23 protein-coding genes are annotated in these 25,330 nt (G+C 64.1%); 6 read left to right on the plus strand and 17 right to left on the minus strand.

All coding sequences use genetic code 11. The features are described 5' to 3' along the window. Positions 1 to 454: 454 nt before the first annotated feature. The gene (locus QTA58_RS09630; protein WP_289672595.1) at positions 455 to 1,282 is read left to right on the plus strand and encodes a RibD family protein; all 828 of its coding nucleotides are present in this window, start codon (positions 455 to 457) and stop codon (positions 1,280 to 1,282) included. Here QTA58_RS09630 and QTA58_RS09635 read toward each other — a convergent pair. The 4 genes from QTA58_RS09635 to QTA58_RS09650 are packed head-to-tail and all read right to left on the minus strand — an operon-like array spanning position 1,241 to position 4,474. Further along, a complete protein-coding gene (locus QTA58_RS09635) occupies positions 1,241 to 2,026 on the minus strand; it encodes a class I SAM-dependent methyltransferase (protein ID WP_289672596.1) in 786 nt (261 codons plus the stop codon). The two genes, QTA58_RS09630 and QTA58_RS09635, sit on opposite strands and share 42 nt — an antisense overlap. Next, positions 2,023 to 3,066, minus strand: coding sequence for a glycosyltransferase family 4 protein (locus QTA58_RS09640; protein ID WP_289672597.1), 1,044 nt, complete (start codon positions 3,064 to 3,066; stop codon positions 2,023 to 2,025). Before QTA58_RS09640 ends, QTA58_RS09635 begins: the two co-directional genes overlap by 4 nt. Further along, a complete protein-coding gene (locus QTA58_RS09645) occupies positions 3,063 to 3,461 on the minus strand; it encodes a 6-carboxytetrahydropterin synthase (protein WP_289672598.1) in 399 nt (132 codons plus the stop codon). Before QTA58_RS09645 ends, QTA58_RS09640 begins: the two co-directional genes overlap by 4 nt. Positions 3,462 to 3,472: 11 nt before the next feature. Next, a complete protein-coding gene (locus tag QTA58_RS09650) occupies positions 3,473 to 4,474 on the minus strand; it encodes a zinc-binding alcohol dehydrogenase (RefSeq protein WP_289672599.1) in 1,002 nt (333 codons plus the stop codon). 213 nt (positions 4,475 to 4,687) lie between these two features. Between QTA58_RS09650 and QTA58_RS09655 the strand changes: the two genes are divergently transcribed. The 3 genes from QTA58_RS09655 to QTA58_RS09665 all read left to right on the plus strand — a co-directional run bounded on the left by QTA58_RS09655 (position 4,688) and on the right by QTA58_RS09665 (position 7,876). Then, complete coding sequence (locus tag QTA58_RS09655; RefSeq protein WP_289672600.1) at positions 4,688 to 5,482, plus strand: CDP-alcohol phosphatidyltransferase family protein; 795 nt, start codon at positions 4,688 to 4,690, stop codon at positions 5,480 to 5,482. Next, positions 5,472 to 6,218 (plus strand): FkbM family methyltransferase, encoded by a 747-nt coding sequence (locus QTA58_RS09660; protein ID WP_289672601.1) that lies wholly within the window; start codon positions 5,472 to 5,474, stop codon positions 6,216 to 6,218. The genes QTA58_RS09655 and QTA58_RS09660 overlap by 11 nt, the downstream gene beginning before the upstream one ends. A gap of 80 nt (positions 6,219 to 6,298) precedes the next feature. After that, positions 6,299 to 7,876 carry a sulfatase-like hydrolase/transferase gene (locus QTA58_RS09665; protein WP_289672602.1) on the plus strand — a complete coding sequence of 526 codons (1,578 nt, stop codon included), beginning with the start codon at positions 6,299 to 6,301 and terminating at the stop codon, positions 7,874 to 7,876. A gap of 9 nt (positions 7,877 to 7,885) precedes the next feature. Here QTA58_RS09665 and QTA58_RS09670 read toward each other — a convergent pair whose 3' ends face one another. The 6 genes from QTA58_RS09670 to kynU all read right to left on the minus strand — a co-directional run bounded on the left by QTA58_RS09670 (position 7,886) and on the right by kynU (position 14,637). Next, entirely contained in the window at positions 7,886 to 8,599 is a 714-nt protein-coding gene (locus QTA58_RS09670; RefSeq protein WP_289672603.1) for an ABC transporter ATP-binding protein, read from the minus strand. Beyond that, complete coding sequence (locus QTA58_RS09675) at positions 8,596 to 10,365, minus strand: branched-chain amino acid ABC transporter ATP-binding protein/permease (protein ID WP_289672604.1); 1,770 nt, start codon at positions 10,363 to 10,365, stop codon at positions 8,596 to 8,598. The genes QTA58_RS09670 and QTA58_RS09675 overlap by 4 nt, the downstream gene beginning before the upstream one ends. A gap of 3 nt (positions 10,366 to 10,368) precedes the next feature. Further along, entirely contained in the window at positions 10,369 to 11,394 is a 1,026-nt protein-coding gene (locus QTA58_RS09680) for a branched-chain amino acid ABC transporter permease (RefSeq protein WP_289673086.1), read from the minus strand. Positions 11,395 to 11,630: 236 nt separating this feature from the next. Further along, positions 11,631 to 12,779: an ABC transporter substrate-binding protein gene (locus QTA58_RS09685; protein WP_085421535.1), complete on the minus strand. Its 1,149-nt coding sequence runs from the start codon at positions 12,777 to 12,779 to the stop codon at positions 11,631 to 11,633. A gap of 146 nt (positions 12,780 to 12,925) precedes the next feature. Then, entirely contained in the window at positions 12,926 to 13,441 is a 516-nt protein-coding gene (locus tag QTA58_RS09690; RefSeq protein WP_289672605.1) for a MarR family transcriptional regulator, read from the minus strand. A 2-nt stretch (positions 13,442 to 13,443) separates the two neighbouring features. After that, positions 13,444 to 14,637: a kynureninase gene (gene kynU, locus QTA58_RS09695; RefSeq protein ID WP_289672606.1), complete on the minus strand. Its 1,194-nt coding sequence runs from the start codon at positions 14,635 to 14,637 to the stop codon at positions 13,444 to 13,446. Positions 14,638 to 14,799: 162 nt separating this feature from the next. Between kynU and QTA58_RS09700 the strand changes: the two genes are divergently transcribed. After that, a complete protein-coding gene (locus tag QTA58_RS09700; protein WP_289672607.1) occupies positions 14,800 to 15,732 on the plus strand; it encodes an alpha/beta hydrolase in 933 nt (310 codons plus the stop codon). On the opposite strand, the gene QTA58_RS09705 is transcribed toward QTA58_RS09700, so the two are convergent. From QTA58_RS09705 to QTA58_RS09725, 5 genes are all read right to left on the minus strand, one after another. Further along, positions 15,710 to 17,710: a CocE/NonD family hydrolase gene (locus QTA58_RS09705; protein ID WP_289672608.1), complete on the minus strand. Its 2,001-nt coding sequence runs from the start codon at positions 17,708 to 17,710 to the stop codon at positions 15,710 to 15,712. The genes QTA58_RS09700 and QTA58_RS09705 overlap by 23 nt on opposite strands. Before the next feature lie 27 nt (positions 17,711 to 17,737). After that, positions 17,738 to 19,381, minus strand: a complete 1,644-nt coding sequence (locus QTA58_RS09710) for an ABC transporter ATP-binding protein (protein ID WP_289672609.1) — start codon at positions 19,379 to 19,381, stop codon at positions 17,738 to 17,740. Then, positions 19,374 to 20,201: an ABC transporter permease gene (locus tag QTA58_RS09715; protein WP_085421529.1), complete on the minus strand. Its 828-nt coding sequence runs from the start codon at positions 20,199 to 20,201 to the stop codon at positions 19,374 to 19,376. Before QTA58_RS09715 ends, QTA58_RS09710 begins: the two co-directional genes overlap by 8 nt. After that, positions 20,198 to 21,205, minus strand: coding sequence for an ABC transporter permease (locus QTA58_RS09720; RefSeq protein ID WP_085421528.1), 1,008 nt, complete (start codon positions 21,203 to 21,205; stop codon positions 20,198 to 20,200). Before QTA58_RS09720 ends, QTA58_RS09715 begins: the two co-directional genes overlap by 4 nt. Before the next feature lie 87 nt (positions 21,206 to 21,292). Next, on the minus strand, positions 21,293 to 22,882 hold the full coding sequence (locus QTA58_RS09725; RefSeq protein ID WP_289672610.1) for an ABC transporter substrate-binding protein: 1,590 nt from the start codon (positions 22,880 to 22,882) through the stop codon (positions 21,293 to 21,295). On the opposite strand from QTA58_RS09725, the gene QTA58_RS09730 reads away from it, so the two are divergent. Beyond that, positions 22,866 to 23,153: a hypothetical protein gene (locus tag QTA58_RS09730; protein ID WP_289672611.1), complete on the plus strand. Its 288-nt coding sequence runs from the start codon at positions 22,866 to 22,868 to the stop codon at positions 23,151 to 23,153. The genes QTA58_RS09725 and QTA58_RS09730 overlap by 17 nt on opposite strands. Before the next feature lie 63 nt (positions 23,154 to 23,216). On the opposite strand, the gene QTA58_RS09735 is transcribed toward QTA58_RS09730, so the two are convergent. Both QTA58_RS09735 and cobA read right to left on the minus strand, forming a co-directional pair. Continuing rightward, positions 23,217 to 24,530: a cobyrinate a,c-diamide synthase gene (locus QTA58_RS09735; RefSeq protein ID WP_289672612.1), complete on the minus strand. Its 1,314-nt coding sequence runs from the start codon at positions 24,528 to 24,530 to the stop codon at positions 23,217 to 23,219. Further along, positions 24,527 to 25,306 carry a uroporphyrinogen-III C-methyltransferase gene (cobA, locus tag QTA58_RS09740; RefSeq protein WP_289672613.1) on the minus strand — a complete coding sequence of 260 codons (780 nt, stop codon included), beginning with the start codon at positions 25,304 to 25,306 and terminating at the stop codon, positions 24,527 to 24,529. The genes QTA58_RS09735 and cobA overlap by 4 nt, the downstream gene beginning before the upstream one ends. Positions 25,307 to 25,330: the final 24 nt, after the last annotated feature.

The following is a 25,330-nucleotide window of genomic DNA, read 5'->3' on the forward strand; positions in this document are numbered from 1 at the left end:
GGTCCGATGAAGAAGGACAGCGTCATGGTTGCGAAAACCAGGATCCGGAGGAGCGCTCCGGCAGGAGTACGACTGGATGGCGATCCCGTCATTTCCGCCATCCCGCTTCCAGTTCCACAGAAGAATACACCCGGGTATGCCTGAGAATGGACCGCATGGTCGCTACAGTATGCATGGGGGATGACCGTAGCAACTCGAAATGCGGATGGGCAAGCCTATCGTGAGTTCGGCCCACCCTCTCCGGCAAATGCATTGCTTCTTTTCTCAAGCCGGCCTCCTCCAGGTATGGCGGTCCGCCAGGCATCTTTCAGGACCCGGTGTCCGGCATCCCGTTGACGGATTGTTGATCTGGTGAAATTTTCCGCACGTATTACAGCTCTATATGAGTACGCAGGCAAGGAACCTTTGGCTCAGGCCGGCATTCTCATCAATCGGCCGGAAGACGAGGCGGGAGATGCAATCAGTCAATATGACCGAGGATCTGTGGGAGCATCTGCTTTCGCTTCGCGAGGGCTCGGTCCGTCCGGTCGCGCTGTCGGCCGAGACGGAGGCCTCCTGCTTGTCGCTCTACAGGCCGGTCGCATCCCGCAGCGCCCCGTTCGTCCTGGCGCAGGTCGGTCAATCGCTGGATGGCCGTGTGGCGACGCCCAGCGGCGACGCCCAGGACGTTTCGGGTTGCGACGGCATTGTCCATCTGCACCGATGCCGCGCCCTTGTGGATGCGGTGATCGTCGGCGTCGGCACCGTCGTTGCCGACGATCCGAGCCTTTCCGTGCGCGCCGTCAGCGGCAAAAGCCCGATCCGTGTCGTGGTGGACTGCAACGGCCGCATGCCGGAACGGGCGAAGATGCTGCACGACGGAGGCATGCCCGTGCTGCTCCTGCAGGCGGAGGACGCGCCGACCCGAAGCGGCAGGCACGAAATCGTGCGGCTGCCGCGTCAGACGGATGGCGGATTGGCGCCGCGCGACATCCTCGATGCTCTTGCCGAACGCGGCCTGGCCACTGTTCTCGTCGAGGGCGGCGCGAACACGATCTCCCGTTTCGTCGATGCGGACATGATCGACAGGCTGCATGTCTCGGTTGCGCCGATCATCATCGGTTCCGGTCCGGCCGGGATCCGGCTTTCGCCGATCGATCGGCTGTCCGAAGCCCGCAGGCCCGAGGTTCAGGTTTACAATCTGGGCACCGATATCGTCTTCGACTGCAATCTGCGCGCCGAAGCGCAACGGAAGGCCGCCTCACCGGAGCGCCAGAACGTCCTGATGGCCGACATGGCATAGGCTGCCTTCCCGATCGATCATCCGGTGCCTGAAATCGGCCCACTCGCCGATCTCGGCTTCATCGAGCTCCCCGTATTCGAAAACCGCTCGCATGACGCCGGCGAGAAACAGCCGCTGCAGATCCGCCTCGGCGGCCGTCATGATCCAGGGACTTCCGGCGATCCGCACCGCATAGCCGTTCTCCCTGAGCCGGTCCGCCAGAAATTCCCATGCCGCCGGGCCGAGCGCCACGCCAAAACCCTTGTCACTCAGTTGATGCGCGTTGAAGATCGCGGTGATCACCTCATCGAGCGGGTGAGGCTTGGACCAGCGCATCTGGCCATCATAGCTCAGCGCAGCATAAAGGCTGATACCGGCCTCGGCAATGCGATCGACGAAACGATGGACGAATTCCTTCGAACAGAGATCGAAAAGCGCCGAAGCCGTCACAAAGCCTACATCGGTCAGGGGCAGAGCCTCGATGTCGTTCAGATCGCCCTGAATGAGTTCCAGCTCATGGCCATGGCGTCGCCCCGCTTCGTCAAGCAGATGCGGGTCGCGATCGAAGAGCCGCCAGCGGACATCCTTGCCGACTTCCGGCGAGAGCGCACGGAAGGTCGAGCCGGTGCCGCAACCGATGTCGAGGACGGTCCTTCTCGACGCATTTCCGATGGCTTCGGTCGCGCCGGCCAGCAAAGCCTTGTCGCGGGAGCGGGCATCTACCGGTTCCCGCAATGCCAGCCAGGTCCTGTCGAAGCCGCTCATGATACCGCCTCCAGAGAATCGGAGATGATCATGGCCGTATCCCGCCAGGACGGCAATTTTGCGCCGGCGATCGCCGCGGCATCCGCCATGGCGATGCGGGTCTCGGGCTCCTCCAGCAGCCGGCGCAGCGCGGCGGCAAACGCCTCCGGATCATCCGGCGGGACGAGGAGGCCGGCATTTTCCGGCACGACATCCGGCACGGCGCCGGTCGCGCAGCCGACGATCGGCAGACCCTGGGCAAGTGCCTCGGCGAACACCATGCCGTAGCCCTCGTAGCGACTGGCGAGTGCGAAGATGTCGGCCCTGGCATATTCGGTTCGCGTGTCGTCGATCTGGCCGGCGAGGTCGATGCGGTCGCCGAGCCCGGATTGTGCCGCCTGTCGTTCGAGTTCAGACGCGACACCGGGGTCGAGGATCCTGCTGCCGACGATTCGACAGGTCCAGGAAAGATCGCGCAGCCTTCCGAGCGCCGCGATCAGCACGTCATGGCCCTTGCGGCGGGTCAGGGTGCCGATGCTGAGGATGAGCGGCGGATCGTTGCCACCGGCCGCCAGGGGCGCGGGATCCATGCCGGGAATGGCAACGACGATCCTTTCCCCCGGCACCGCGTAGTGGGCGGCAAGCTCGGCAGCCGTCGTCTGCGAGGTCACGATGACGCCGCGTGTTTGCGCCAGTGCGGCCTTTTCACTCGCGAAAACCGCCCTTTTCCGGTCTTCGTCAATCCCGGTTTCCAGGGCCAGCGGGTGATGTACCAATGCCACGATCTTCAGACGCTTGGCTTCGTGGCGCGCCCATTCGTCCATGACGCCGAAGGCAAGGCCATCCACCAGCACGAGAGCGCCGTCGTCCAGCTCCGAAAGCCTGCGCCCCGCGGCTTCGAGTTGCGCGGCGCTGGGATTGGGAAAGCCTTCGCCGAGCGAAATCAACTCGACAGCCCAGCCGAGATCGCCGAGTATCGTGATCACACGCCGGTCGTAACCATAGCCGCCGGTGCGGGTTTCGATGTCGCCGGGATAGGCGAAAACGAGATTGCGGCTCATAACTCGGCCTCGTACCAGCCGCGCGCTGCGTGGGATTCATGCAGCGTGACCCGGAGCTTGCGGATGCGCTTGCCGCCTTCGCCCAACCGCCCATTGCCGATCGCCTCGGCGATCCCGTCGAAGATATGCCTGGAAAGGAATTCCGTCGTCGTCACCCTGCCGGCGAAGATATCGAGCGCATCAAGGTTCTGGTAATTCAGCGGAGCCAGCACTTCCTTGAGTATCTCCGTCGCGAGCCCGATATCGACCGCCAGGCCGTCGTCGTCGAGATCGGTGGTGAAGAAGGCCGCGTCGACCACGAAGGTCGCCCCATGCAGACCCTGGGCGGGGCCGAAAACGGGGCGGGGGAGACTATGCGCGATCATGATGTGATCGCGGACTTCGACGGCGAACATGCGGAGATTCCTCAATAGCGGATACGATGACAGAGCGTGGTGCCCGAGCCGATGATATCGGCATAGTCGGCGGTTATGGTTTCGAACGGGGTCTCGCCCGAAATCAGCCGGTCCAGCCTCTCGTCGGCAAGAAGCCCGAGCGCTTTTGCCATGCGGCGGTGCGGATCCCAGCGGGCGCGCCGCCCCGGCGGCAGCGCGGCGACCTGCGAACTGACGATCGAAAGCCGCTTGGCGTGGAAGGCGCCGCCGAGCGGGATTTCCGCAAATCTTTCGCCATACCAGCTCGCCTCGACGACGCGTGCCTCGAAGCCGGCGCGATCGAGCGCGGTTGCGAGCGCTTCGCAAGAGGCGGAGGCGTTGATCAGCACGTCGCATTCATCCGGCACGGCTTTAGGGGAGGTGAAACGAAGGCCGAGAGCCTGAGCCGTATCGGCGCGTTCAGGTTCGATATCGGAAATGACGACTTCCGTGCCGATGACGCGCGAGGCCAGATAAGCAACGAGGAGCCCGACCACGCCCGCGCCGAAAACAGCCACCCGGTCGCCCGGCTGGATGCCGGCGTCCCAGGTGATATTGAGCGCGGTCTCCATGTTTGCGGCCAGAACCGCACGGTGCGGCGGAAGAGCATCGGGTAACGGATGTACCGCACAAGCCGGCACGCGAAAGCGGTCCTGATGGGGATAGAGGCAGAAGACCGCCCTGCCGGCAAGGTGTTGCGGCCCCTCCTCGACCATGCCGACGGCGGCATAGCCGTATTTCACGGGAAACGGGAACTGCCCGCTCTGGTGCGGCGCGCGCATGCGCTCGTATTCGCTTTCCGGCACGCGGCCGCCGAAAACGAGAGATTCTGTGCCGCGGCTGATGCCGCTGAACAGCGTGCGAACCAGAACCTCGCCCTCGCATCCCGGCGGCAGCGGCTCGCGGCGAAGCGTGCAGCGGCCTGCCTCCTCGAACCAAAGGGCCCGTCCCTCGGTCTTCGGCGCCGATCGCGGAGCTGTCTCACGCCTTGTCACAAATCAGCCCTTTCAAGCCAAACAATTCTCAACTAGGGGCCCCGACGATGACGGCAAGGGAGCGCTTCCGCGAGAAGACCATGTCGGTATCACGTTTATTTGACGCGATCTGCTCTCCAGCGGGACATGGCGGTTTGGCACCGTCTCCTCCATGTATTGTTTTGTAAGGAGAATGTCACGAATGCTTCACATGATGCCGGGGAGGCGGCCTCGATGACCAAGTGGGTGAATGCAGCCTATCCGGACGAGACGGCGGCGCGCGAGGCTTATCGCTCCCTTTCCCTGGATGCCTGCGCGACGACACTGGCGGTTGCCGCGCTTCTGATTGTTTCGATGCATTCCCTTGGTGATTACCTGGGCATGGATACCGCCGCGGCCGGAACGGCCTTCATCATCTATGCTGCGGTGTCCGCCATCGCTCTCGGCAATCTGCACGCGCATGGACATGGCCGTTTCGGCGCGGCGAACAGCATCACGACCCTACGCGCCGCTATCGCAGCCACACTGGGGGGATTGGTATTGGCTTCCGGCGAGTTCGGGGCGGTTTCCGATGCGGGTTCTCTATGGCTCATCGGTGTCGTCGTTGCCGTCGCACTCGCTCTGGACGGCGTCGACGGCTATCTTGCCCGCCGCACCGGGACCGCTTCGCGCTTCGGCGCCCGCTTCGACATGGAGGTGGATGCCCTGCTGATCCTTTTCCTGTCGCTTGCGGCCTTCCTGCTCGCCAAAGCAGGCGTCTGGGTGCTGCTGATCGGCCTGATGCGCTATGCCTATGTGGCACTGCAGTTCATTTTCCCGCCGCTTCAGCGCGAGTTGCCGCCCTCCACGCGCCGCAAGGCGATCTGCGTCATTCAGGGCGTGGCGCTCTGTCTGGTGCTGTTTCCGGCCGTCATGCCGCCGGTTTCGACGGCGCTCGCGGCGGGAGCGCTCGCCTCGCTCGTCTATTCCTTTGCCGTGGACGTGGTCTTTCTCATGCAGGCAGGCCGGGGCGACAGGCATGCGGTATGATTTCTCCGCCTCGCTGGGGCTTACGCGATCGCTGCTGATCTATTACGGCCAGCCCTGGCGCCGCACCGGACTCAGGCGGTTTTACGGAGGCTTCATCAAACCCGGCGATCTCGTCTTCGATATCGGCGCACATGCCGGCAGCCGCAGCCGCACGCTTCTCTCGCTCGGGGCCAAGGTCATCGCCCTGGAGCCTCAGCCATTGTTCGCCGATTTCATCGCGAGATCCCTTGCCGGCGAGGACCTCGTCCTGCTGCGCAAGGCGGTGGGCAGGGAGAAGGGCAGCGCCGACCTCCACATTTCGAGCCGCCACCCGACGGTGACGAGCATTTCGTCCTCCTGGATCTCAAAGGTCGAGAAGACTTCCGGGTTCAGGAGGGTCGCCTGGGACCGGGTCGAGCGCGTGGAGATGACGACGCTCGACGCGCTGATCGATGAATACGGGCTACCGTTCTTCTGCAAGATCGACGTGGAAGGGGCGGAAGCCGATATTCTTGCCGGCCTGCGCCATCCCATCCCTCTCATCGCCTTCGAATATGTTCCGGCGGTGATGGAAATCGCCGAAGAAGCGATCGGCCACATCCGGAGGCTCGGCTCCTATCGGTTCAACCGCGTCGAAGGCGAGCGGCATCGTTTCGTCAATCGCGACTGGGTGTCCGCCGAGGCGATGCTCGCCGACCTTGCCGGAATGGCCGGTCGTCGATCGTCCGGCGATATCTATGCCCGGCTCGATGCATGATGGCCGGCCGACGGTTCATGGCTCCAAGCGCGACGGGAACGAAGCTTGGATCTCCCACGACTTCCGCGAGGTTTTCCTCATTGCGGATCGCAATCTCGCTGATGATCGCCCTGGCGATCCTGTCGCTGCCTTCCAATCCCGCTGCGTTTTCCGACTTCTCCGAATGGCGGTTCCCGCTGGAGATCGCAGGGATTGTTTTGCTCGCATCGGTGTTCACCGGGGGCGCTTTCACCCTTCTGCGAGGCGTCATCGCGCTGTTCCTCGCTATCATGCTGCTTCTGAAGCTTGCGGATATCGGCACGGGCATCGCATTCCAGAGGCCGTTCAATCCCTATCTCGACCTCAAAATCCTGACCGACGGGTGGAATCTGCTGAGCGGTGCCGTCGGGGTGAAGGAAGCCGCCGGTATCGTCTGCGCCGGCCTGCTCGTCTGGCTTCTGGCGGTGGCCGCGCTTTACTGGTCGCTCGGCGGCTTCCGGCACCTGACGGCTGAAGGTCGCCGGACGTCCGCTCTCGTCAGCGGCATCATCCTCCTTGCCGGGCTGGCTGCGTTTACGGTGCAGGATCGCGGGCGCCGCAACTTGGGCGTGGATGCATCTGCGGGCCCCTATTTGCTCAACCGCGTCGCGATGGTGAAAGACTCGGTCGCCGATCTGGAGCGGTTCGAGGACGAACTGAAGCAGGATCCTGTGCCGGACGGGCCACATTTTTCCGCGCTTGCCGGCACGGATGTCGTGCTGATCTTTATCGAATCCTATGGCCGCAGCGCCATCGAGGATCCCCGTTATGCCACGCGCATCCATGGCCGGCTGTCTTCCATGGAAGGGGAGCTGGAGGCCGCAGGGCTTCAAGCACGCAGCGGCTGGCTCACCTCATCGACTGTCGGCGGCATGAGCTGGCTTGCCCACGGTACCCTGCTTTCCGGCCTCTGGATCAACAATCAGGCGCGCTACGACCGGATGATCACCAGCGAACGCCTGAGTCTCAACAGCCTGTTCCGCGCCTCGGGGTGGCGGACGGCAGCCGTCATGCCGGCGATCACGTTCGACTGGCCGGAAGCCGGCTATTTCGGCTACGACAGCGTGCATGCCGCCGCAGGGCTCGGCTACAGGGGCAAACCGTTCAACTGGATCACCATGCCGGATCAGTACACGCTTTCGGCCTTCGAGCGGCTGGAGCGCCAAGGACGAGACAGGCCCGGCGATAAGCCGGTCATGGCGGAAATAGCGCTGATTTCCAGCCACGCGCCCTGGACGCCGGTTCCGACGCTGGTCGATTGGGAGAAGGTCGGCGACGGCACTGTGTTCGATGCGCAGGCGGAAAGCGGCGACCCGCCTTCCGTCGTCTGGGCCAATCCGGACCGTGTCCGCGCGCAGTATATCGCGTCGATCGACTACACGCTCCAAACCCTGGGCTCCTACATGGCACGCTACGGCCGGAACACGCTGTTCGTCCTGCTCGGAGACCATCAGCCGGCATCGATCGTCACCGGCGAGGGCGCATCGCGTGACGTGCCGATGCACATCGTCACCGGCAATCCGGAACTGCTGAAGCGCCTGGACGGCTGGAACTGGCATGAGGGCATGATCCCGGCCAAGGACACGCAAGTCTATCGGATGGACGAGTTTCGCCGGAAATTCGTCGAGAGCTTTGACTGACGATCCCCGTCAGGAGTGGGTGCCGAGATAGCTCTCCATCAGGGCCGGGTCGGCGGCGAGTTCCGCTGCGGGACCGGAGCGGCGCACTTCGCCGAGTTCGATGAGATATCCCTCGTCGGCGATCTCAAGCGCGGCGCGGGCGTTCTGCTCGACAAGCAGGATCGAGACGCCGGTCTTGCGAAGTTCCGAGACGATATCGAGAATATCGGTAACGATCTTCGGCGCCAGGCCCAGGCTCGGTTCGTCGAGCAGCAGCAGGCGCGGGCGGCTCATCAGCGCGCGGGCGAGCGCCAGCATCTGCCGTTCGCCGCCGGAGAGCGTGCCGGCAAGCTGCCTGCGCCGTTCGGCCAGCCGGGGGAAACGCGCGTAAAGTTCCTCCCGCGTTTCGGCTCTCTCCGAGGCGCTGCGCAGGAAGCCGCCGAGTTCGATATTGTCCTCGACGGACATGCTGGCGAAAAGCTCGCGCTTTTCCGGCACGAGGCAGAGGCCGGCGGCGACCCGAGCCTCGACCGAGTGTGGCACCGGGACGCCGTCGTAGAGAATCGTGCCTCTCGCGGGCATGATTCCCATGACGGCATTGAGCAAGGTCGTCTTGCCGGCGCCGTTGGCTCCGATCACGGTGACGATGCTGCCGGCTTTCATGGAAAGCGAAATCCCGTGCAGCACTTCGGCGCGGCCGTAGGAGGCGTGAATGCCGGAGAGTTCGAGCAGGTTCCCGGTCAAGCTGCACCTCCCAGATAGGCGGCAACCACGGCCGGGTGCCTACGCACCTCCGCCGGCTTGCCTTCGGCGATCAACGTGCCGAAATCGAGTACGACGAGATGGTCGACCAGCCCCATGACGAAGCCCATGTCGTGCTCCACGAGCAGCACGCTGACGCCCTCCTCGCGGAGTTTCCTGAGGAGGCTTGCAAGCTCCTGCTTCTCGCCGTGGCGCAGGCCCGCTGCCGGCTCGTCCAGGAGCAGAACCGCCGGATCGGCGGCAAGGGCGCGGGCAATCTCCAGGATGCGGATCTGGCCGAGCGCCAGGTCGCCCGCGGGGCGGTCGCGATACTGTCCAAGGCCGACGCGCTCGAGCTGGTATGCGGCTTCGGCAAGCAGCGTTGCCTCCTCTTCCCGTTCGAGCCGCAGGAAACTGCGGAAGACGCCGGCCGAGCCTCGCAGATGCGCGCCGAGCGCGACGTTTTCCAGCACCGACATGTCGGGGAGGATTTTCGCGTGCTGAAAGGTGCGGGCGATGCCGTGCCTGGCGATCTGGCGCGGACTGTCGCCGGTGAGCGGCTGGCCTTCGTAGAAGACCGAGCCGGTGGTGAGCGATGCGATGCCGGTGATGAGATTGAATGTCGTGCTTTTTCCCGCGCCGTTCGGACCGATCAGCCCGACGATCCGGCCTGCCTGCACTTCGAAGCTGACGTCGTTGACCGCCACCAGTCCGCCGAACGTCTTGCGCGCCTTTTCCACCTTGATGAGCGGCGAGCCGGCGGGCGCGAGCGTGCGCTTCGCGAGCTTCCGCCCCGAAGCCGGCACCGGCGGCGGCTGCCGCTTCGGCAGAAGCCGCAGCACGAAAGGCCAGAGCCCCTCCCTCGCGAGCTGCAGGATGATGACGAGCAGGATGCCGAAGACGATCATCTCGAAATTGGCGGTCGTGCCGATGATCCCCGGCAGGAAGCGCTGCAGAACGTCCTTCAGGATCAGCACGATGCCGGCGCCGAAGATCGCTCCCCAGACATGGCCGGAGCCGCCGACGACCGCCATCAGCAGATATTCGATGCCCATGGAAAGGCCGAAGGGTGTCGGATTCACCGAGCGCTGCATATGGGCGTAGAGCCAGCCGGAGAGCGCGGCGACGACGCCGGCGAAAACGAAGACGGTGAGCTTGGCGCGGACGATGTTGACGCCGAAGGCCTCCGCTGCCTGGCCGCCGCCCCGCAATGCCCTTATGCCGCGGCCGGTGCGGGAATCGAGCAGGTTGCGGGCGCCGATCGCCACCGCGATGACGAAGAACCAGATGAGATAGTAGATCGAGCCGTCGCTCAGGAAACGATAGCCGGCGAATTCGATCGGCGGGATGCCGGAAATGCCGTCATAGCGGCCGAGCAGATCGATCTTGCCGAAAAGGTAATAAAGCGCGAGGCCCCAGGCGATCGTGCCGAGCGGCAGGAAATGGCCGGAAAGACGCACCGTGATGAGACCGAGCGGCAGGGCTATCGCCGCGCCGACGATCAGCGACAGCGGCAGGGTCAGCCAGGGGGAGACGCCGTAATGGGTGCTCAGCACGGCCGTCGTATAGGCGCCGAAACCGCAGAAGGCGGCCTGGCCGAAGGAGGTGAGGCCGCCGACGCCGGTGAGCAGCACGAGTCCGATCGTCACCAGCGAGGCGAGGCCGATATTGTTGAGCAGCGTGATCCAGAAGGGCGGGACCGGGAGGATCGGGACAACCGCCAGAAGGAGGATGCCGGCAAGGCCGGGAAGCAGGCGCCGGAAGATCATCGATCACTCCTCCTCATGGAACGTGTGGCTGAGCGACAGCCAGATCAACACGGGGACGATCAGCCCGAAAACGATGACTTCCTTGTAGGAGCTGGCGAAGAAGGAGGCGAAGGACTCGATCAGACCGACGCCGATCGCTGCCACGGCGGTGACGGGAAAGCTCGCGAGCCCGCCGATGATGGCCGCCACGAAGCCTTTCAGGCCGATCAGGAAGCCCGTGTCGTAATAGATGGTGGTGATCGGTCCTATCAGTACGCCGGAGACGGCGCCGATCGTCGCGGCCAGCATGAAGGCGGTGACGCCGGTCAATTGCGTGCGCACTCCGACCAGCCGCGCGCCGAGGCGGTTGACGGCGGTCGCGCGCAAGGCCTTTCCAAGCAGCGTCCGTTCGAAGAAAATGTAGAGGGCGACGATGATCGCGATCGTCGAGCCGTAGATCCAGAGGCTCTGGGCGGGCACCATCAGCGATCCGATCGTATAGTTCGCATCGTCGAGCGGTTGGGCGCGGAGGCCCTCGGCGCCGAAAAAGACGAGGCCAAGCCCCATCATGGCCAGATGCACGCCGATCGAGCAGATCAGCAGCACGAGGACCGAAGCATCGGCAAGCGGCCGATAGGCGATGCGGTAGACGTAGAGCCCCATGGGCGCGATGACCAGGATGGTCAGCAAGGCCCTGGCGAAGGAGGGCAGCCCGAGTGGAGCGAGCACGGTCACGATGCCGTAGACGATGCCGGGCAGGACGAGATTGAGCCCCAGGCTGCGCAGGAAGGTGCGCGCGTCCGTTCTCCGCCGCATGTCCCAGAGATCGAGCAGGAAGGCGACCGCACCGAAGCACACGAGCAGCGAGATGGTTGGAGGAATGCGGCCGTTGTCGAGCAGCGCCAGCGTCAGCGCCCCATAGGCGACAAACTCGCCTTGAGGAATGAAGATCACCCGCGTGACCGAGAAGACGAGAACCAGCGCCAGGCCGAGAAGCGCATAGATCGCACCGCTGGTGACCCCGTCCTGGATCAGGAAGGTCGCAATCATCGCGTCCAAATGAATTTCCTCCGATTGCGAAAGATGGAATGCCTGTCACGCCTGCCGGGTCATGGTTTGTCGACAGGCTTGGCCTCGTATTCGGCGTCATCCCCGGCTTGCGCCGGGGATCTATCCACGTCCGATGCGGGCAGATGCTCGCGACAGGCCCGAGCATGACGACGGAATGTCCGGCGGTCCTTTTAGAGAGACCCGGCGCGGGCGCCGGGCCTCGCCGGATTGCCGCCTTACTTGACGAGTTCGAACTTGCCGTCCTCGGCCGTCAGCAGCACCACGGCACGATCGTCGAGGCCCAGATGGTCGTCGGGCTTGTATTCGAAGACGCCCTGGCTTGCCGGGAACGGACCGCCGGTTTCGATCGCATCGCGCAATGCAGCGCGGAATTCCGGCGTTCCCGGTTTTGCGGTCTTGAGCGCGGCCGGGATCGCCTTCTTGAGGATCGCCATGGCGTCGTGGATATGAGCGCCGAATTGCGTGCGCGTGCCGGCGCCGAATTTCTTCTCGTAAGCCGTCACATAGGCGAGGCCTTCCTGCTTGGTTTCGGAACTGTCCGGCTGGGCTTCCGGCACCATGACCGGCCCGGACGCGAAAATCGTGTTATCTGCCGCCTTGCCGGCGATGCGCAGGAAATCGAAGGTCACGGCGCCGTGGGTCTGATAGATTTTGCCGGTGAAGCCACGCTCCCGAAGCCCGATCTGCGGCAGGGCAGCACCGGTGCCCGAGGCGCCGATGAAGACGGCATCCGGACGTGCCGCCACGAGTTTCAGCACCTGGCCGGAAACGGAGGTGTCGGGGCGGGCATAGCGTTCCTCGGCCACGATCTTCAGGCCGTATTGCTCGCCGATTGCCTTGAACTGGTTCACCCAGAGGTCGCCGTAGGAATCCGAGAAGCCGATGTAACCGACTGTCTTGACGCCGTCGGCCTTCATCCTGGCGAAGAGATTCTTGGCGATGAGGCCGGCATCCTGCGGCAGGATGAAGGTCCACTTGCCCTTGGAAATGTTCGGCGGAACCGGCGATGCGGCAAGATGCGGCGTGCTGGTTTCGCCCGCGACGCCGGCAACCGCGATCGATGCGGGGGTGAGCGCCGAACCGACGATCACGTCGACCTTGTCGTCGTTGACGAAGCGGCGGGCGTTGGTGGTGGCGATCGACGGGTCGCCGGCGTCATCGAGGACGATGACCTTGAGTTTCTCTCCGCCGACCTCGGCCGGCCAGAGTTCGACGGAATTCTTGAGCGGGATGCCGAGCGCGGCGCCCGAGCCGGTCGAGGATACGGTGACCCCGATGGTCACGTCCGCCAGCGCAGGGGCGGCAATCAACGGAAGGGACAGGACGGCAACCGCCGCTACCCCAGCAAAGAAACGGTTCTTCATAGGATCCTCCCAGATCAACAGCGGGGCGATCTCCTCCCGCCCGCCTGTTTGTTTACATGGAGATTGTTTCTTTGTAAACAATCTTGGCGCGCGGTAAATCCAAACACGTCACGGCACTCCGCCTCGGGTTTCGCCGGCGGCAGCCGTCAGGCCTCGTCCTTTCCGAGCAGCTGCGCGAGATCCGTTTTCCTGTTCAGTTCGACCCTTTCGCGCATTCGACGGACACGCCGTTCCACGAGCCCCAGCATGTCCATGAACTCTTCGACTTTGCCGGCAGGCAGGTCGCGAAAGAGGTGTTTTTCAAGGGCATCGATCGCGGCGACCATCTTGTCGTAGATGGCCGTGCCTTCGGGGGTCAGCTCGACCTGCGCCCATCGGGCATCGCGCTCGTCCGAACGGCGGTCCGCCAGACCGCGATCGACGAGCTCGCGGATTGCGCGCGACACCATTGCCTTGTCGATGGTCGTGTGCCGGCCGATTTCCATCGGCGAAATCGGCTGGTAGCTGCCGACCGCCGACATCACGCGCCAGATGTTCAGCTTGAACCCGTTGATCTCGCAAAGAAGGCTGATCAGTTTGACCATTTCCGCATTGCTGCGGGCGAGCCTGTAAGGCACGATCTTGGAGAGTTTCCTGGGCGAAGAGGGCTGTTCATCGGTCATACTCAGGTCACCAGCGCCCGCTGTCTGTATTCCGCGGTGTCCCAGAGCCTGTTCGTCATGATGTCCTGGAGGATATCCACGGCCTTGATGACGTCCTGTTCGCCGATATAGAGCGGCGTGAAGCCGAAACGGATGGCGTTCGGGGCGCGGAAATCGCCGATCACGCCGCGGGCGATCAAAGCCTGCATGATCGCGTAGCCTTCCTCGTGCAGGAAGGATATCTGGCTGCCGCGCCTTTCGCCATCGCGGGGCGAACCGAGCTTGAGCGACGGGCAGCGTTCCTCGACTTCGGCGACGAAGAGATCGCACAGCCGGATCGACTGCCGGCGCACATCCTGCATGTCGACGCCCTCCCAGGCATCGAGTGCCGCATCGAGCGCCGCGAGCCCGAGGATCGGCGGCGTGCCGACGCGCATGCGGTCGATGCCGCCGCCGGGGCGATAACCGAGCTCAAAGGCGAAGGGTGATTCGTGCCCCAGCCACCCGGAAAGCGCTGGCCGCACCCTCTCCGCATGCCGTGGCGCGACATAGATGAAGGCCGGCGCGCCGGGTCCGCCGTTCAGATATTTGTAGGTGCAGCCGACGGCGAAATCCGCCTCGGCGCCCGCAAGATCGACCGGCAGGGCGCCGGCCGTGTGGGCGAGGTCCCAGACGGCGATGGCGCCGACGGAATGGGCTTTCTTCGTCAGCGTCTTCATGTCGTGCAGGCGGCCGGTGCGGTAGTCCACTTCCGTCAGCATCAACACGGCGACGGTCTCGTCGATCGCCGCCTCGACCTCTTCCGGTTCGACGATCTTCAGCTCGTGGCCCTTGCCGAGCGAGCCGATAAGGCCCTCCGCCATATAGAGGTCGGAAGGGAAGTTGCCGCTGTCGGAAAGGACGACCTTGCGTTCGGGAACGAGTTCCAGTGCCGAGGCAAGCGCCTGATAGACCTTGATCGACAGCGTATCGCCCATGACCACAGTGCCCGGCTCCGCGCCGATCAGTCTGCCCACCCGGTCGCCGATCCGGCGCGGCATCGTCATCCAGCCCGCCTTGTTCCACCCCTTGATGAGCAGCTCGCCCCATTCCTCGGTCATCAGCCCGGCGACGCGATCCTTGGCGGCGAGCGGCAGCGGCCCGAGCGAATTGCCGTCGAGATAGATAACGCCCTCCGGCAGATAGAAGAGCGAGCGGGTCTTTTCGAAATCCGTCACGAGCCACCTTTCCGAACCAATGCCACTGAAGCAACGCAGACTAGAAGCTCATGCGGGTCATGCAAGATGGAATCCGACCATCTGCCGGCGCAATCCGGTCTTGTGGGCAATCGTTTGCCGCCTTAACCTGCCTTTAGCGATGTCCGATCGAGGCGCACGACGGTGGCTCCTTCCCCTCCAAAGACAGGACCGTTCCCGGAAGAACCGGGAATCCTGGAATTCCTGAGAATCTGCGATGGCTTCTATCCGCCGGATGCCGTGAATGCGCCGATCGAGCAGCAACGCGCCTGGTATGACGCGCTCTGCGCTCGCTTCGACCGCCCCTTGCCGCAAGGTCTCACGTTTCAGGACGGGATGCTGTTTACGCCGATCCGCCGCTACAGGCCGGGGAATATCCGCACCGGAACGATGCTGCTCTATCTGCATGGCGGCGGGTTCGTGGTCGGCTCTCTGCAGAGCCATCATGCCATCTGCGCGGAGATCGCCGATTTTGCCGGCGCGGAACTCGTCTCCGTGGATTATCGTCTCGCGCCGGAGCATGTCTGGCCGGCCCAGACGGACGATTGTTTCGCGGTGCTGAAGCAGCTTCTCGGGCAGGGGAAAAAAGTCGTGGTGATCGGCGACAGCGCCGGCGGCAATCTGGCGGCCGGGCTTGCTCTTCGCGCCCGTGACGAAGGGCTTGCCGGCATTGCCGGACAGGTGCTGATCTATCCGGCGCTCGGCGGCGATCTGGTCTCGGGCTCTTACACGGAAATGGCTGAGGCGCCGGGCCTGACGACAGCCGATGTCGCTTATTACCGCGCGATCTTGAAAGCGCCGGCGGACGAGCCCGTGGCGCATCCGCTGCTTTCCACAGATCTCTCCGGCCTGCCGCCGGCCTATATCACCGTTGCGCATTTCGATCCGCTTCGGGACGACGGGCGGATGTATGCCGAGCGGCTTCGAACGGCCGGGGTGGATGTGACTTTCCGGGAGGAGCCGCAGATGGTGCATGCCTGGCTGCGCGCCCGGCACATGAGCGACGGCGCCCGCGAAGGTTTTCAGGCGCTTTGCCAGGCGGTTCGGCGCTTCGCTACATCAAGTCGCGCGGAATGACCTTCTCGAAGGTCTTCCGGAATACCTGTTTTTCGCCCTCATAAGCGGTGACCGAAGCGCTGATCAGCCAGTCCCTTGCCGTGCAGGCGATACGCGAGGTCGAAACCGTCCTGACCGACCAGCCAGGTCGCTGCATATCGCAGGTCCATGTGGAGATCCCGGTCATGGACAGCGGATCATCCGGCTCGATCGACCAGAGCTCTTCGCGGGTCTGCCGGGTCGCAAGTCCGGTACCGGGATGCTCGTGAAGCCCTGTATCTTCGTGGATGCGATAATCGGTGCGGTTGGCGGAAAGGTCCCGGGTGACGCTGCGCTTCGTTTCCGGCGGAGCGTGCTCGATATATTCCGGCAGTGGGTCGGGATCGTCCGGCTCTCTCATCTCGAACATCTCGTGCGCGCCGAGCTTCGGCATTCCAAGGCCCAAGGAGACCATGTCGATGGTCAGGCCCGTATCGGCAGGCGGCGGCAGTACGGTCGGCCAATAGGCGCTCGACAGCGACAGCCGGATGCGGTGGCCCTTGCCGAAACGGTAACCGCAGGCATCGAGCTCAAGCCGGACCGTTACGGGTTCACCGGGCTTCAATGGTTCCGGCTCGGCATTGCCGTTGCGGTGGGCGAGGTTGACGACGCCAAAGGAAACGCGCGTCGCTGCCCCATCCGGATGGACGTCGACGATGCGGGCGCAGAGATTGGCGAGTTCGGCATCCGAGCGGAGGGTAAGCGTCAGAACCGGCCGTCCGAGATAGGTCTGAGCTTCGGCAAGCGGCGGAGTTTCGAACGTCAGGGATCCCGCGTCGTCAACCCGCTGGTCGCCGGCCATTTCGGCATCCGGCTTCAGCGTGAACCATTCGCCGGATGCGGTGCCGGTGTCGAGCGGTGATTTGAGATAGACCTCGTGGGCCGGAGCATGCGGGATCGGGAGGCCCTCGGCGAGCGTTCCGAATTGCTCCACATAGAAGCATTGCATGTCCGGCTCGGACCATGTCCGTTTTGCAATCCAAAAACCGGGATCGTGGTCGCGGCGCGGTGCAGGCTTCGGCCCGTCGAGAATGTAGGCGCGCACCTGCGGCAGGTTGTCGATGCCGTTCTTCTCGCCGCGCAGCCAGCGGTTCCAGAAGGCGATCGCTTCGCCGTGGAAATCGGCACGCGGTTTCGGCCAGGCGAAATGCGGGTATTTGTGCACCCAGGGGCCGATCAGCGCCTTGGACTTTTCACCGGTACCTTCCGCCGCAAGCAGCGGCGTGTTGCGGTAGCCGTCGGCCCAGCCGGCGATCACCAGAACCGGGATTCCGATAGCCGCGTAATCTTCGCGGATGGAGCCATGCTTCCAGAAAGCGTCGCGGCGCTGATGCGACAGCCACTCCTCCATGAAGAAGGGTTCGTTTTCCAGCCGCTCCATCCACATGTCGCGCCAGCGGTCGCCGACCAGTTCCGGATCCGGCGGGCGCGACTGGTAGGCGAGCATGGTCGCCGCCCAGGAGAGCTGGGCCGAGAGATGGCAGCCGTTCTTGTAATGGATGTCGTCGTTGTAGCGGTCGGTGGTCGAGGCGATCGAGATCGCCGCCTTCAACGCCGGCGGGCGCAGCGCCGCGACCTGCAGGCTGTTGAAGCCTCCCCAGGAAATGCCCATCATGCCGACATTGCCGTTCGACCAGGGCTGCTGGGCGATCCAGGCGATCAGCTCGCAGGCGTTGGTCAGTTCCAGTTCGGTATATTCGCCGTCGATCACGCCGTCGGACTCGCCCGAGCCGCGGATGTCGACGCGTATACCGGCAATGCCCGCCGCCGCGAAGACGGGATAGGTCGATTCGTCGCGGGCGCTCGTCCCGTCACGCTTGCGGTAGGGCAGGAATTCGAAGACCGCCGGTACCGGATCGGCCTCGGCGCCATCCGGCATCCAGATTCGGGCGGAAAGCCGCGTTCCGTCCTTCAGCGTGATGCATTGGTTTTCGATGACGGCGAAGGAGCGTTCAGCCATGCCATATGCACTTTCAATGTTTTGCGATCAGTTTCCGGCGCTTTCCCTGCGTCGGGTGTTCAGCACACGCTCCAGCCAGCCGATCTCCATCTCCGGCACGGATTTCAGCAGCAGGTCGGTATAATCGTCGAAGGGCGGCGAGAGCGCCTGCGATTTCGGCCCGAACCGCACCAGCCGGCCGCGATGCATGACGGCGACGGAATCGGCGATCGCGCGGACGATCGCGATGTCATGGGTGATGAAGACATAGGAGAGCTGCTGTTCTTCCTGCAGTTTCATCAGGAGTTTCAAAATACCCTCCGCCACCAGCGGATCGAGCGCCGAGGTGGGTTCGTCGCAAAGGATGAGTTCCGGCCTGGCAGCCAGAGCGCGGGCGATCGCGACGCGCTGCTTCTGGCCGCCGGAAAGCTCGGCCGGATAACGGTCGATGAAGCCGTTGCCCATTTCGATCTGGTCCAGCAGTTCCTTGACCCGCGCCGTCTTCGCCGCGCCCCGAAGGCCGTCGTAGAAGGCGAGCGGCCGGCCGATGATATCGCGCACCGTCTGGCGCGGGTTCATGGCGGTGTCGGCCATCTGGTAGATGAGCTGGATGCGGCGCAGATCCTCGCGGGGCCGGTTCTTGAGCGCCGGCGTCAGCGGTTTGCCGTCGAAAGTGATCCGTCCCTCGCTCGGCGGCAGGAGGCCGGTGACGACGCGCGCGAGCGTCGACTTGCCCGAGCCGGATTCGCCGACGATCGCCAGCGTCTGGCCCTTGCAGAGGTGCAGCGAGACACCGTGCAGCACCTTGAAGCCGTTGGAATACTGGGCGCTGATATTGTCGACCTTCAACAGCGGCTTCGACTGGTCCGGTGCTTCCTGCCGGGCCGTCTGGCGGACATTCACCAGGGCGCGGGTATAATCCTGCGTCGGAGCTTCGATGATCTGTTTTACGGAACCATATTCCACCGTCCTGCCATGGCGCAGAACCATGATGTCGTCGGAAATCTGCGCGACGACGGCGAGGTCGTGGGTGATGTAGAGTGCGGCGGTATCGGTTTCCTCGATCGCGTGCTTGATCGCCGCCAGCACGTCGATCTGGGTGGTCACGTCGAGCGCTGTCGTCGGCTCGTCGAAAACGATGAGCTCCGGATTGGGACACAGCGCCATGGCGGTCATCGCACGCTGGAGCTGACCGCCGGAAACCTGATGCGGAAAGCGGTCGCCAAAGGTTTCAGGGCTTGGCAGGCCCAGAACACGGAAGAGGTAGAGCGCACGTTTCCTCGCCTCCTCCTTCGTCATCAACCCGTGCTTGACGGAGGCCTCGATGACCTGATCGCCGAGGCGGTGGGCGGGATTGAAGGCGGCGGCGGCCGATTGCGCGACGTAGCAGACGCGGGCTCCGCGCACCTTGCGGATGCCGCCCTTGCCGAGCGCCAGGATATTCGTGCCGTTGAGGATGACCTCGCCGCCGGTGATCTCGGCGCCGCCACGGCCGTAGGCGAGAGCGGAAAGGCCGATCGTCGATTTGCCCGCGCCGGATTCGCCGATTAGGCCGAGCACCCTGCCCTTCTGAAGGTCGAAGGACACGCCGTCGACGATGGTGATGCGTTTCGGCGGTTCGCCGGGCGGGTAGCTGGTCGCCTCGATCTTGAGATTGCGGACGGTCAAAAGGTTTGACGAAGTCTCAGGCATCGCCGCGGCCTCCCTTCAGGCTGGAGGTTCGCTTGAGCAGCCAATCGACGACGAGGTTGACGCAGACGGCGAGCGCCGCGATCGCGGAGCCGGGCACCAGGGCTGCCGAGATGCCGAAGATGATGCCGTCCTTGTTTTCCTTCACCATGCCGCCCCAGTCCGCCGTCGGCGGTTGAATGCCAAGGCCGAGGAAGGAGAGGGTCGAGAGGAAGAGGATCGAGAAGGCGAAGCGAAGGCCGAATTCCGCAAGCAGCGGCGAAAGCGTGTTCGGCAGGATTTCGCGGAAGATGATCCAGGTGGTGCCTTCCCCGCGCAGCCTGGCGGCCTCGACGAATTCCATCACCGCGACATCCAAGGCCACGGCACGGCCCAGGCGATAGACGCGGGTCGAATCCAGAATCGCCATGACGAGGATCAGCACGACCAGGTGCTGCGGCAGCACGGCCAGCACGACCAGCGCGAAGATCAGCGTCGGGATCGACATCATCAGGTCGTTGAAGCGCGAAAAGACCGTATCGATGACGCCGCCCGAAACGGCGGCGATGAAGCTCAGCAGGATGCCGAGCGAAAAGGAGATGACGGTCGCCGCCAGCGCCACGAAGAGCGTGGTACGGGCGCCGTAGATCAGCCGCGAAAGGATGTCGCGGCCGAGATTGTCGAGCCCGAAGAAGAATTGCGCATCCGCCTCCTGCCAGACGCCGCCGACCACTTCGGTTTCACCGTAGGGGGCGATCAGCGGCGCGAAGACGGCGCAGATCAGGGCCAGCGCGATGCCGATCATGCCGATCCATGCGGTGATGGAAATGTCTCTCAATCTCATCGCGGATGCCTCAGGCGGGGATTGGCGACGATCGCCAGGATATCTGCCAGCATGTTGAGGAAGATGTAGACGGCGGCGAAGATCAGGCCGCAGGCCTGCACCACCGGCATGTCGCGCACCGTCACCGCGTCGACCATGTACTGGCCCATGCCGGGATAGACGAAGACCACCTCCACCACCACGACCCCGACAACGAGATAGGCGAGATTGAGGGCCACGACATTGATGATCGGCGCGAGCGCATTGGGTGCGGCGTGCTTGACAATCGCCCGCCAGGCGGAAAGCCCCTTGAGCTCGGCCGTTTCCATATAGGCCGACGACATGACGGAAAGGATCGCTGCCCGCGTCATGCGCATCATATGGGCAAGGACCACAAGCACCAGCGTTGCGGTGGGAAGCGCGATCGCCTTGATCCGTTCAATCAGGCCCATGCCCTCGAAAACCGTCGCCGGGAAGGTCGCGACGCCGAAATTCACCGCAAAATAGAGGATCAGCAGATAGCCGATGAAGAATTCCGGCAACGAGATCGCCGCGAGCGAAATGACGTTGATGATCTTGTCCGGCAGGCGGTCGCGGAAATGGACGGACAGCATGCCGAGCCCGACCGCGAGCGGCACGGCGATCACCGCCGCGAAACCGGCGAGGAAGAGCGAATTGCCGAGCCTGTTGCCCACCTGTTCGGAGACGGAGTTCCGGCTCGCCCAGGACGTGCCGAAATCGCCCTGCACGGCCCCGCCCAGCCATTCGAAATAGCGGGTGACGAGCGGCCGGTCGAGGCCGAGTTCGGCGCGGATGTTGGCGACCGCCTGGGGCGTTGCCGACTGGCCGAGATAGGTCGAGGCGAAATCGCCCGGCAGCGCCTCGACGCCGCCGAAGATCAGCACCGAGACGGCGAACAGCAGCAGGACCGACAGCAGCATCCGCTCGATCACCAGCGCGAGAAGCGGAAACCGCTCCCTGAAACGCTGTCCCGGCAGGCTCTCTGTTTCCGTGGAGTTGGACATCGGCAAGGCCCTCGTTCTGAAACGGAAGGAGGATCGCAGTCGGATCTGCGATCCCTCGGTCATGCGGCGAAGCCGCGGTTTCAGAAATCAGGCGTCGAGCCAGACGCGGGTCGCGACATAGCCGTTCGACATGTCGTTGCCGATATCGTGGACGTAGCCCTTCACCTTCTTGCTGGCGGCGTTCACGAAGTCGTTGAACATCGGCAGGATCAGGCCGCCTTCGTCACGCACCATCATCGCCATGGTGCGATACATGTCCTTGCGCTTCGTCTCGTCCAGCTCGGAGCGTGCCTCCAGAAGCAGCTTGTCGAAGTCCGGTCGCTTGAAACGGGTGTCGTTCCAGTCGGCAGTGGAAAGATAGGCGGTGGAATACATCTGGTCCTGGGTCGGACGGCCGCCCCAGTAGGACGTCGAGAAAGGCTGCACGTTCCATACGTTGGTCCAGTAGCCGTCGCCCGGCTCGCGCTTCACCTCGACATTGATGCCGGCTTTCTTGGCGCTCTGCTGATAAAGCACGGCGGCATCGACGGCGCCCGGGAAGGCGACTTCCGACGTGCGCAGCAGGACCGAACCGCTATGGCCCGACTTCTTGTAATGGAACGAGGCCTTGTCCGGATCGTAGGCGCGCTGCTCGATCCCTTCCGGGAAGAGGGCGTAGGTGCTGTTGATCGGGAAGTCGTTGCCCACCTTGCCGTAACCGCCGAGGATGGTCTTGACCATGTTCTCGCGGTCCATGGCATATTTCAGCGCAAGACGCAGGTCGTTGTTGTCGAACGGCGCGGTGTTGCAATGCATGATGAAGACGTAATGGCCGCGGCCGGAGGTCGACAGGATTTCGACGGTCGGCGCGCGCTTCAAAAGCGCGACGGTCTTCGGATCGACGCGGTTGATATAGTGCACCTGGCCGGAGGACAGAGCGGCAATACGGGCCGTGGCGTCATTCATGGCGATGAGCTCGACGGAATCCACGAAACCACGGTCGGAACGCCAGTCGTCGGCATTTTTCTCGAACGTGGCGCGCACGCCGGGTTCGAAACTCGCCACCTTGTAAGGCCCGGTGCCGATCATCGCGTTCGGATCGTCAACGCCGCCGTTCGGCTGGACCACGAGGTGATAGTCGGTGAGCAGGAGCGGCAGGTCGGCATTGCCTTCGGTCAGCGTCAGGACGAGATTGTCGCCGTCCGCCTTGATGTCCTTGATCGATTTCATGACGCCGAGCGCGCCGGATTCCGCCTTCTCGTCCGTGTGCCGTCTGAGCGTGGCAACGATGTCGTCGACGGTCAGCGTCTTGCCGTTGTGGAATTTCACGCCGGAACGGATCTTGAAGGTCCAGGTGACGGCGTCCGGGGAAGGCTCCCAGCTTTCGGCGAGCGCCGGCACGGGCTTGCCGGTCAGCGGCTCGGCTTCGACGATCATGTCGCCCCAGCAGCGGCTGACGACGAACATGAACTGCGAGAGCGCCTTGGCGGGATCCCTGGAGTCGGTGGCGGCGGCGCCCTCGAGCCCGAGTTTCAAGTGACCGCCCTTCTTCGGCTGCTGCGCCTCGGCGCTTTCGGTAAAGAGCTGGCTTGCGGCTGCCAGCGTCAGGCCCGCAGCCATGGCGCGGCCCATGAATTCGCGGCGGTTCATGCCTCCTGCCGTCACCCGGCCGGCGAGATATTTGGTAAAATCGTTCATTCCCCTGTTCCTTTTATCGTTGAGCGTTGAAATTGCATATTCAGGCGCATCCGGCGGTTTCCTCTTCCGCGTGGTCGAATTCGCCTGTCATCGATGTCTGGGAAATGCTCCGGTTGCCGCCGGTCTTTCCGTCCTTTCAGAGAGCGCGATTCCTGCGGCTATTCGCCGTCAAGGCCGCACCGGATTTAGCTTCCTGCCCTCGGGCAAAGCCTTTCAGAGGATTAAGGTGCGTATCCCGCGCGTGCGCTGCATTCTGAGCGACATAAAGTGACGCCGATGCGACGGTTCCCTGCGCATCGGAAAACGGTTGCAACCGAAGGTGACTTTTACCCGCTTACGCGCGGGCGATCGCGTGGAAAAAGGCGCCGCTGACCAATCCGCGCCGGCCGCCCGTCTGGCCGATCGGCCGGCCGGCGCCATCCGCAATGGCCGCGAAGGGCGCATCGGTCCCAGCCGAGACCACGCTGGCATAGTGGAACTCATGGCCCCGGATGACCGTGCCTTGCCGGCCGGCAGGGCTATCGGCCATGAGTTCGGCCTGGCGATAGCCGAGATTCATCCTGCGTTTCGCGAAGCTGGTCCGATGCGAAAGGAGGCCGGTCATGGCATGGGTGATGCCCTCGGCATCCTCCAGGGTTTCGCCGAGAACCATGTAGCCGCCGCATTCGCCATGAACCGGCTTCGTATCGGCGAACCGCTTCAGGCCTCTCTTGAAGTTTTCGGCCGATGCCAGCTGTCCGGCATGCAATTCCGGGTAGCCTCCGGGCAACCAGCAGATATCGCAGCCGGTGGGCGGCGCTTCGTCGGCGAGCGGCGAAAAGGGGACGATCTCCGCGCCGGCTTCCCGCCAGCCGCGTTTCAGATGCGGGTACAGGAAGGTGAAGGCGGCGTCTTCGGCTAACGCGATCCGCTGCCCCGGCGGCGGCAAGATTTTTTCCGATGATCCGGGCGGGATATCGAAAGGTTTGGCGGCGGCGTAGATCGCATCGAGATCGAGCGAGGCTTCCATGGCATCCGCCAGCCGCTCGATATGCGCATCCATTTCCGGATGCTCGCTCGCCTGCACGAGGCCGAGATGCCGTTCGGGAAGGATCAGCGTCGGGTCGCGCAGGATCGTGCCGACGACCGGCAGGCCGATCGCCTCGATCGCCTCGCCGCTCAGTTTCCTGTGCCGCTCGCTGCCGGCGCGGTTCAGGATGCAGGCGGCGATCTTCACCTGCGGATCGTAATGAGCAAAGCCGTAGGCGATCGCCGCCGCCGTCTGCGACTGGCCGGAGACGTCCAGCACGAGCAGAACCGGCAGGCCGAAGAGGCGCGCGAGATCGGAAGCCGCGCCGGAACGGTTCTTTTCCCCCGGAATCCCATCGAACAGGCCCATGGCGCTTTCGATCAGGATGAGCTCGGCATCGTCGGCCTGCTGCCGCGCCAGATGCCGCAGCAGGTCCGGCGCCATGGCCCAGCTGTCGAGATTGAGCCCCGGCAGATGCGTCGCGGCCTCATGGAAGCCGGGATCGATATAGTCCGGCCCGGTCTTGATGCCGCGCACCTTCACGCCGCGCCGGGCGAAGGCCCGCAGCAGGCCGATCGTGACGCTGGTCTTGCCGGAGCCGGAGCGCGGCGCGCCGATGACGAGGGCGCGCGCGGTCATCGGTTCTGGCCCGAAAGTATCGCCTGCATCGAGACGATCCTGCCGATGACGATCAGCGCGGGCGCGGCAAAATTCTGGCGCTCGACCTCGGCTGCGACAGTCGCGAGTGTCGCGGTGAGCGTGCGTTCGTCCGGCGTGGTGGCGGCCATCAGCACGGCGACCGGCGTTTGCGGCGGCAATCCGCCATCCATCAGCAGCCGGGCGATCGCACCGATGGTCTTCAGGCCCATATAGACGACGATCGGCTCGCCGGTTTTTGCCAGCGCCTTCCAGTCGAGATCGTCAGGGCTGCCGGCGGCGTGGCCGGTCGCGAGCGTGATCGCGCGGCTGAGCCCGCGCATCGTCGCCGGGATATTGGCCGCGGCGAGCGCCGCCAGAGCGGAGGTCATGCCCGGCAGGATGCGGAAGGGAATGTTTTCCCTGGCGAGGGCTTCGGCCTCCTCGCCGCCGCGTCCGAAGACGAAGGGGTCGCCGCCCTTCAGCCGCAGGACGCGCCTGCCTTGCCGGGCGAGATCGATCAGCAGGCCGATAATGTCGTCCTGTGCAACCGACGGCCTGCCGCCGCGCTTTCCGACGAAGATCAACTCGCCGTTCCTTGCGAGCGAGAGCACGGCATCGGAGACCAGAGCGTCATGCACGATCACGTCGGCCTTGCCGATCGCATCGGCCACTTCCAGCGTCAGGTAGCGCGGATGGCCGGGGCCTGCGCCGGCGAGCCAGACATGGCCGGGTCCGAAGACGGGTGCGTCGACGATCTTTTCAATGCTTTCATTCATATGCGGACCTTTGGCCGATGACGC

Origin of the sequence: Neorhizobium sp. CSC1952, from assembly GCF_030378245.1 — a bacterium.
GTDB lineage: Bacteria > Pseudomonadota > Alphaproteobacteria > Rhizobiales > Rhizobiaceae > Neorhizobium > Neorhizobium oryzae_A.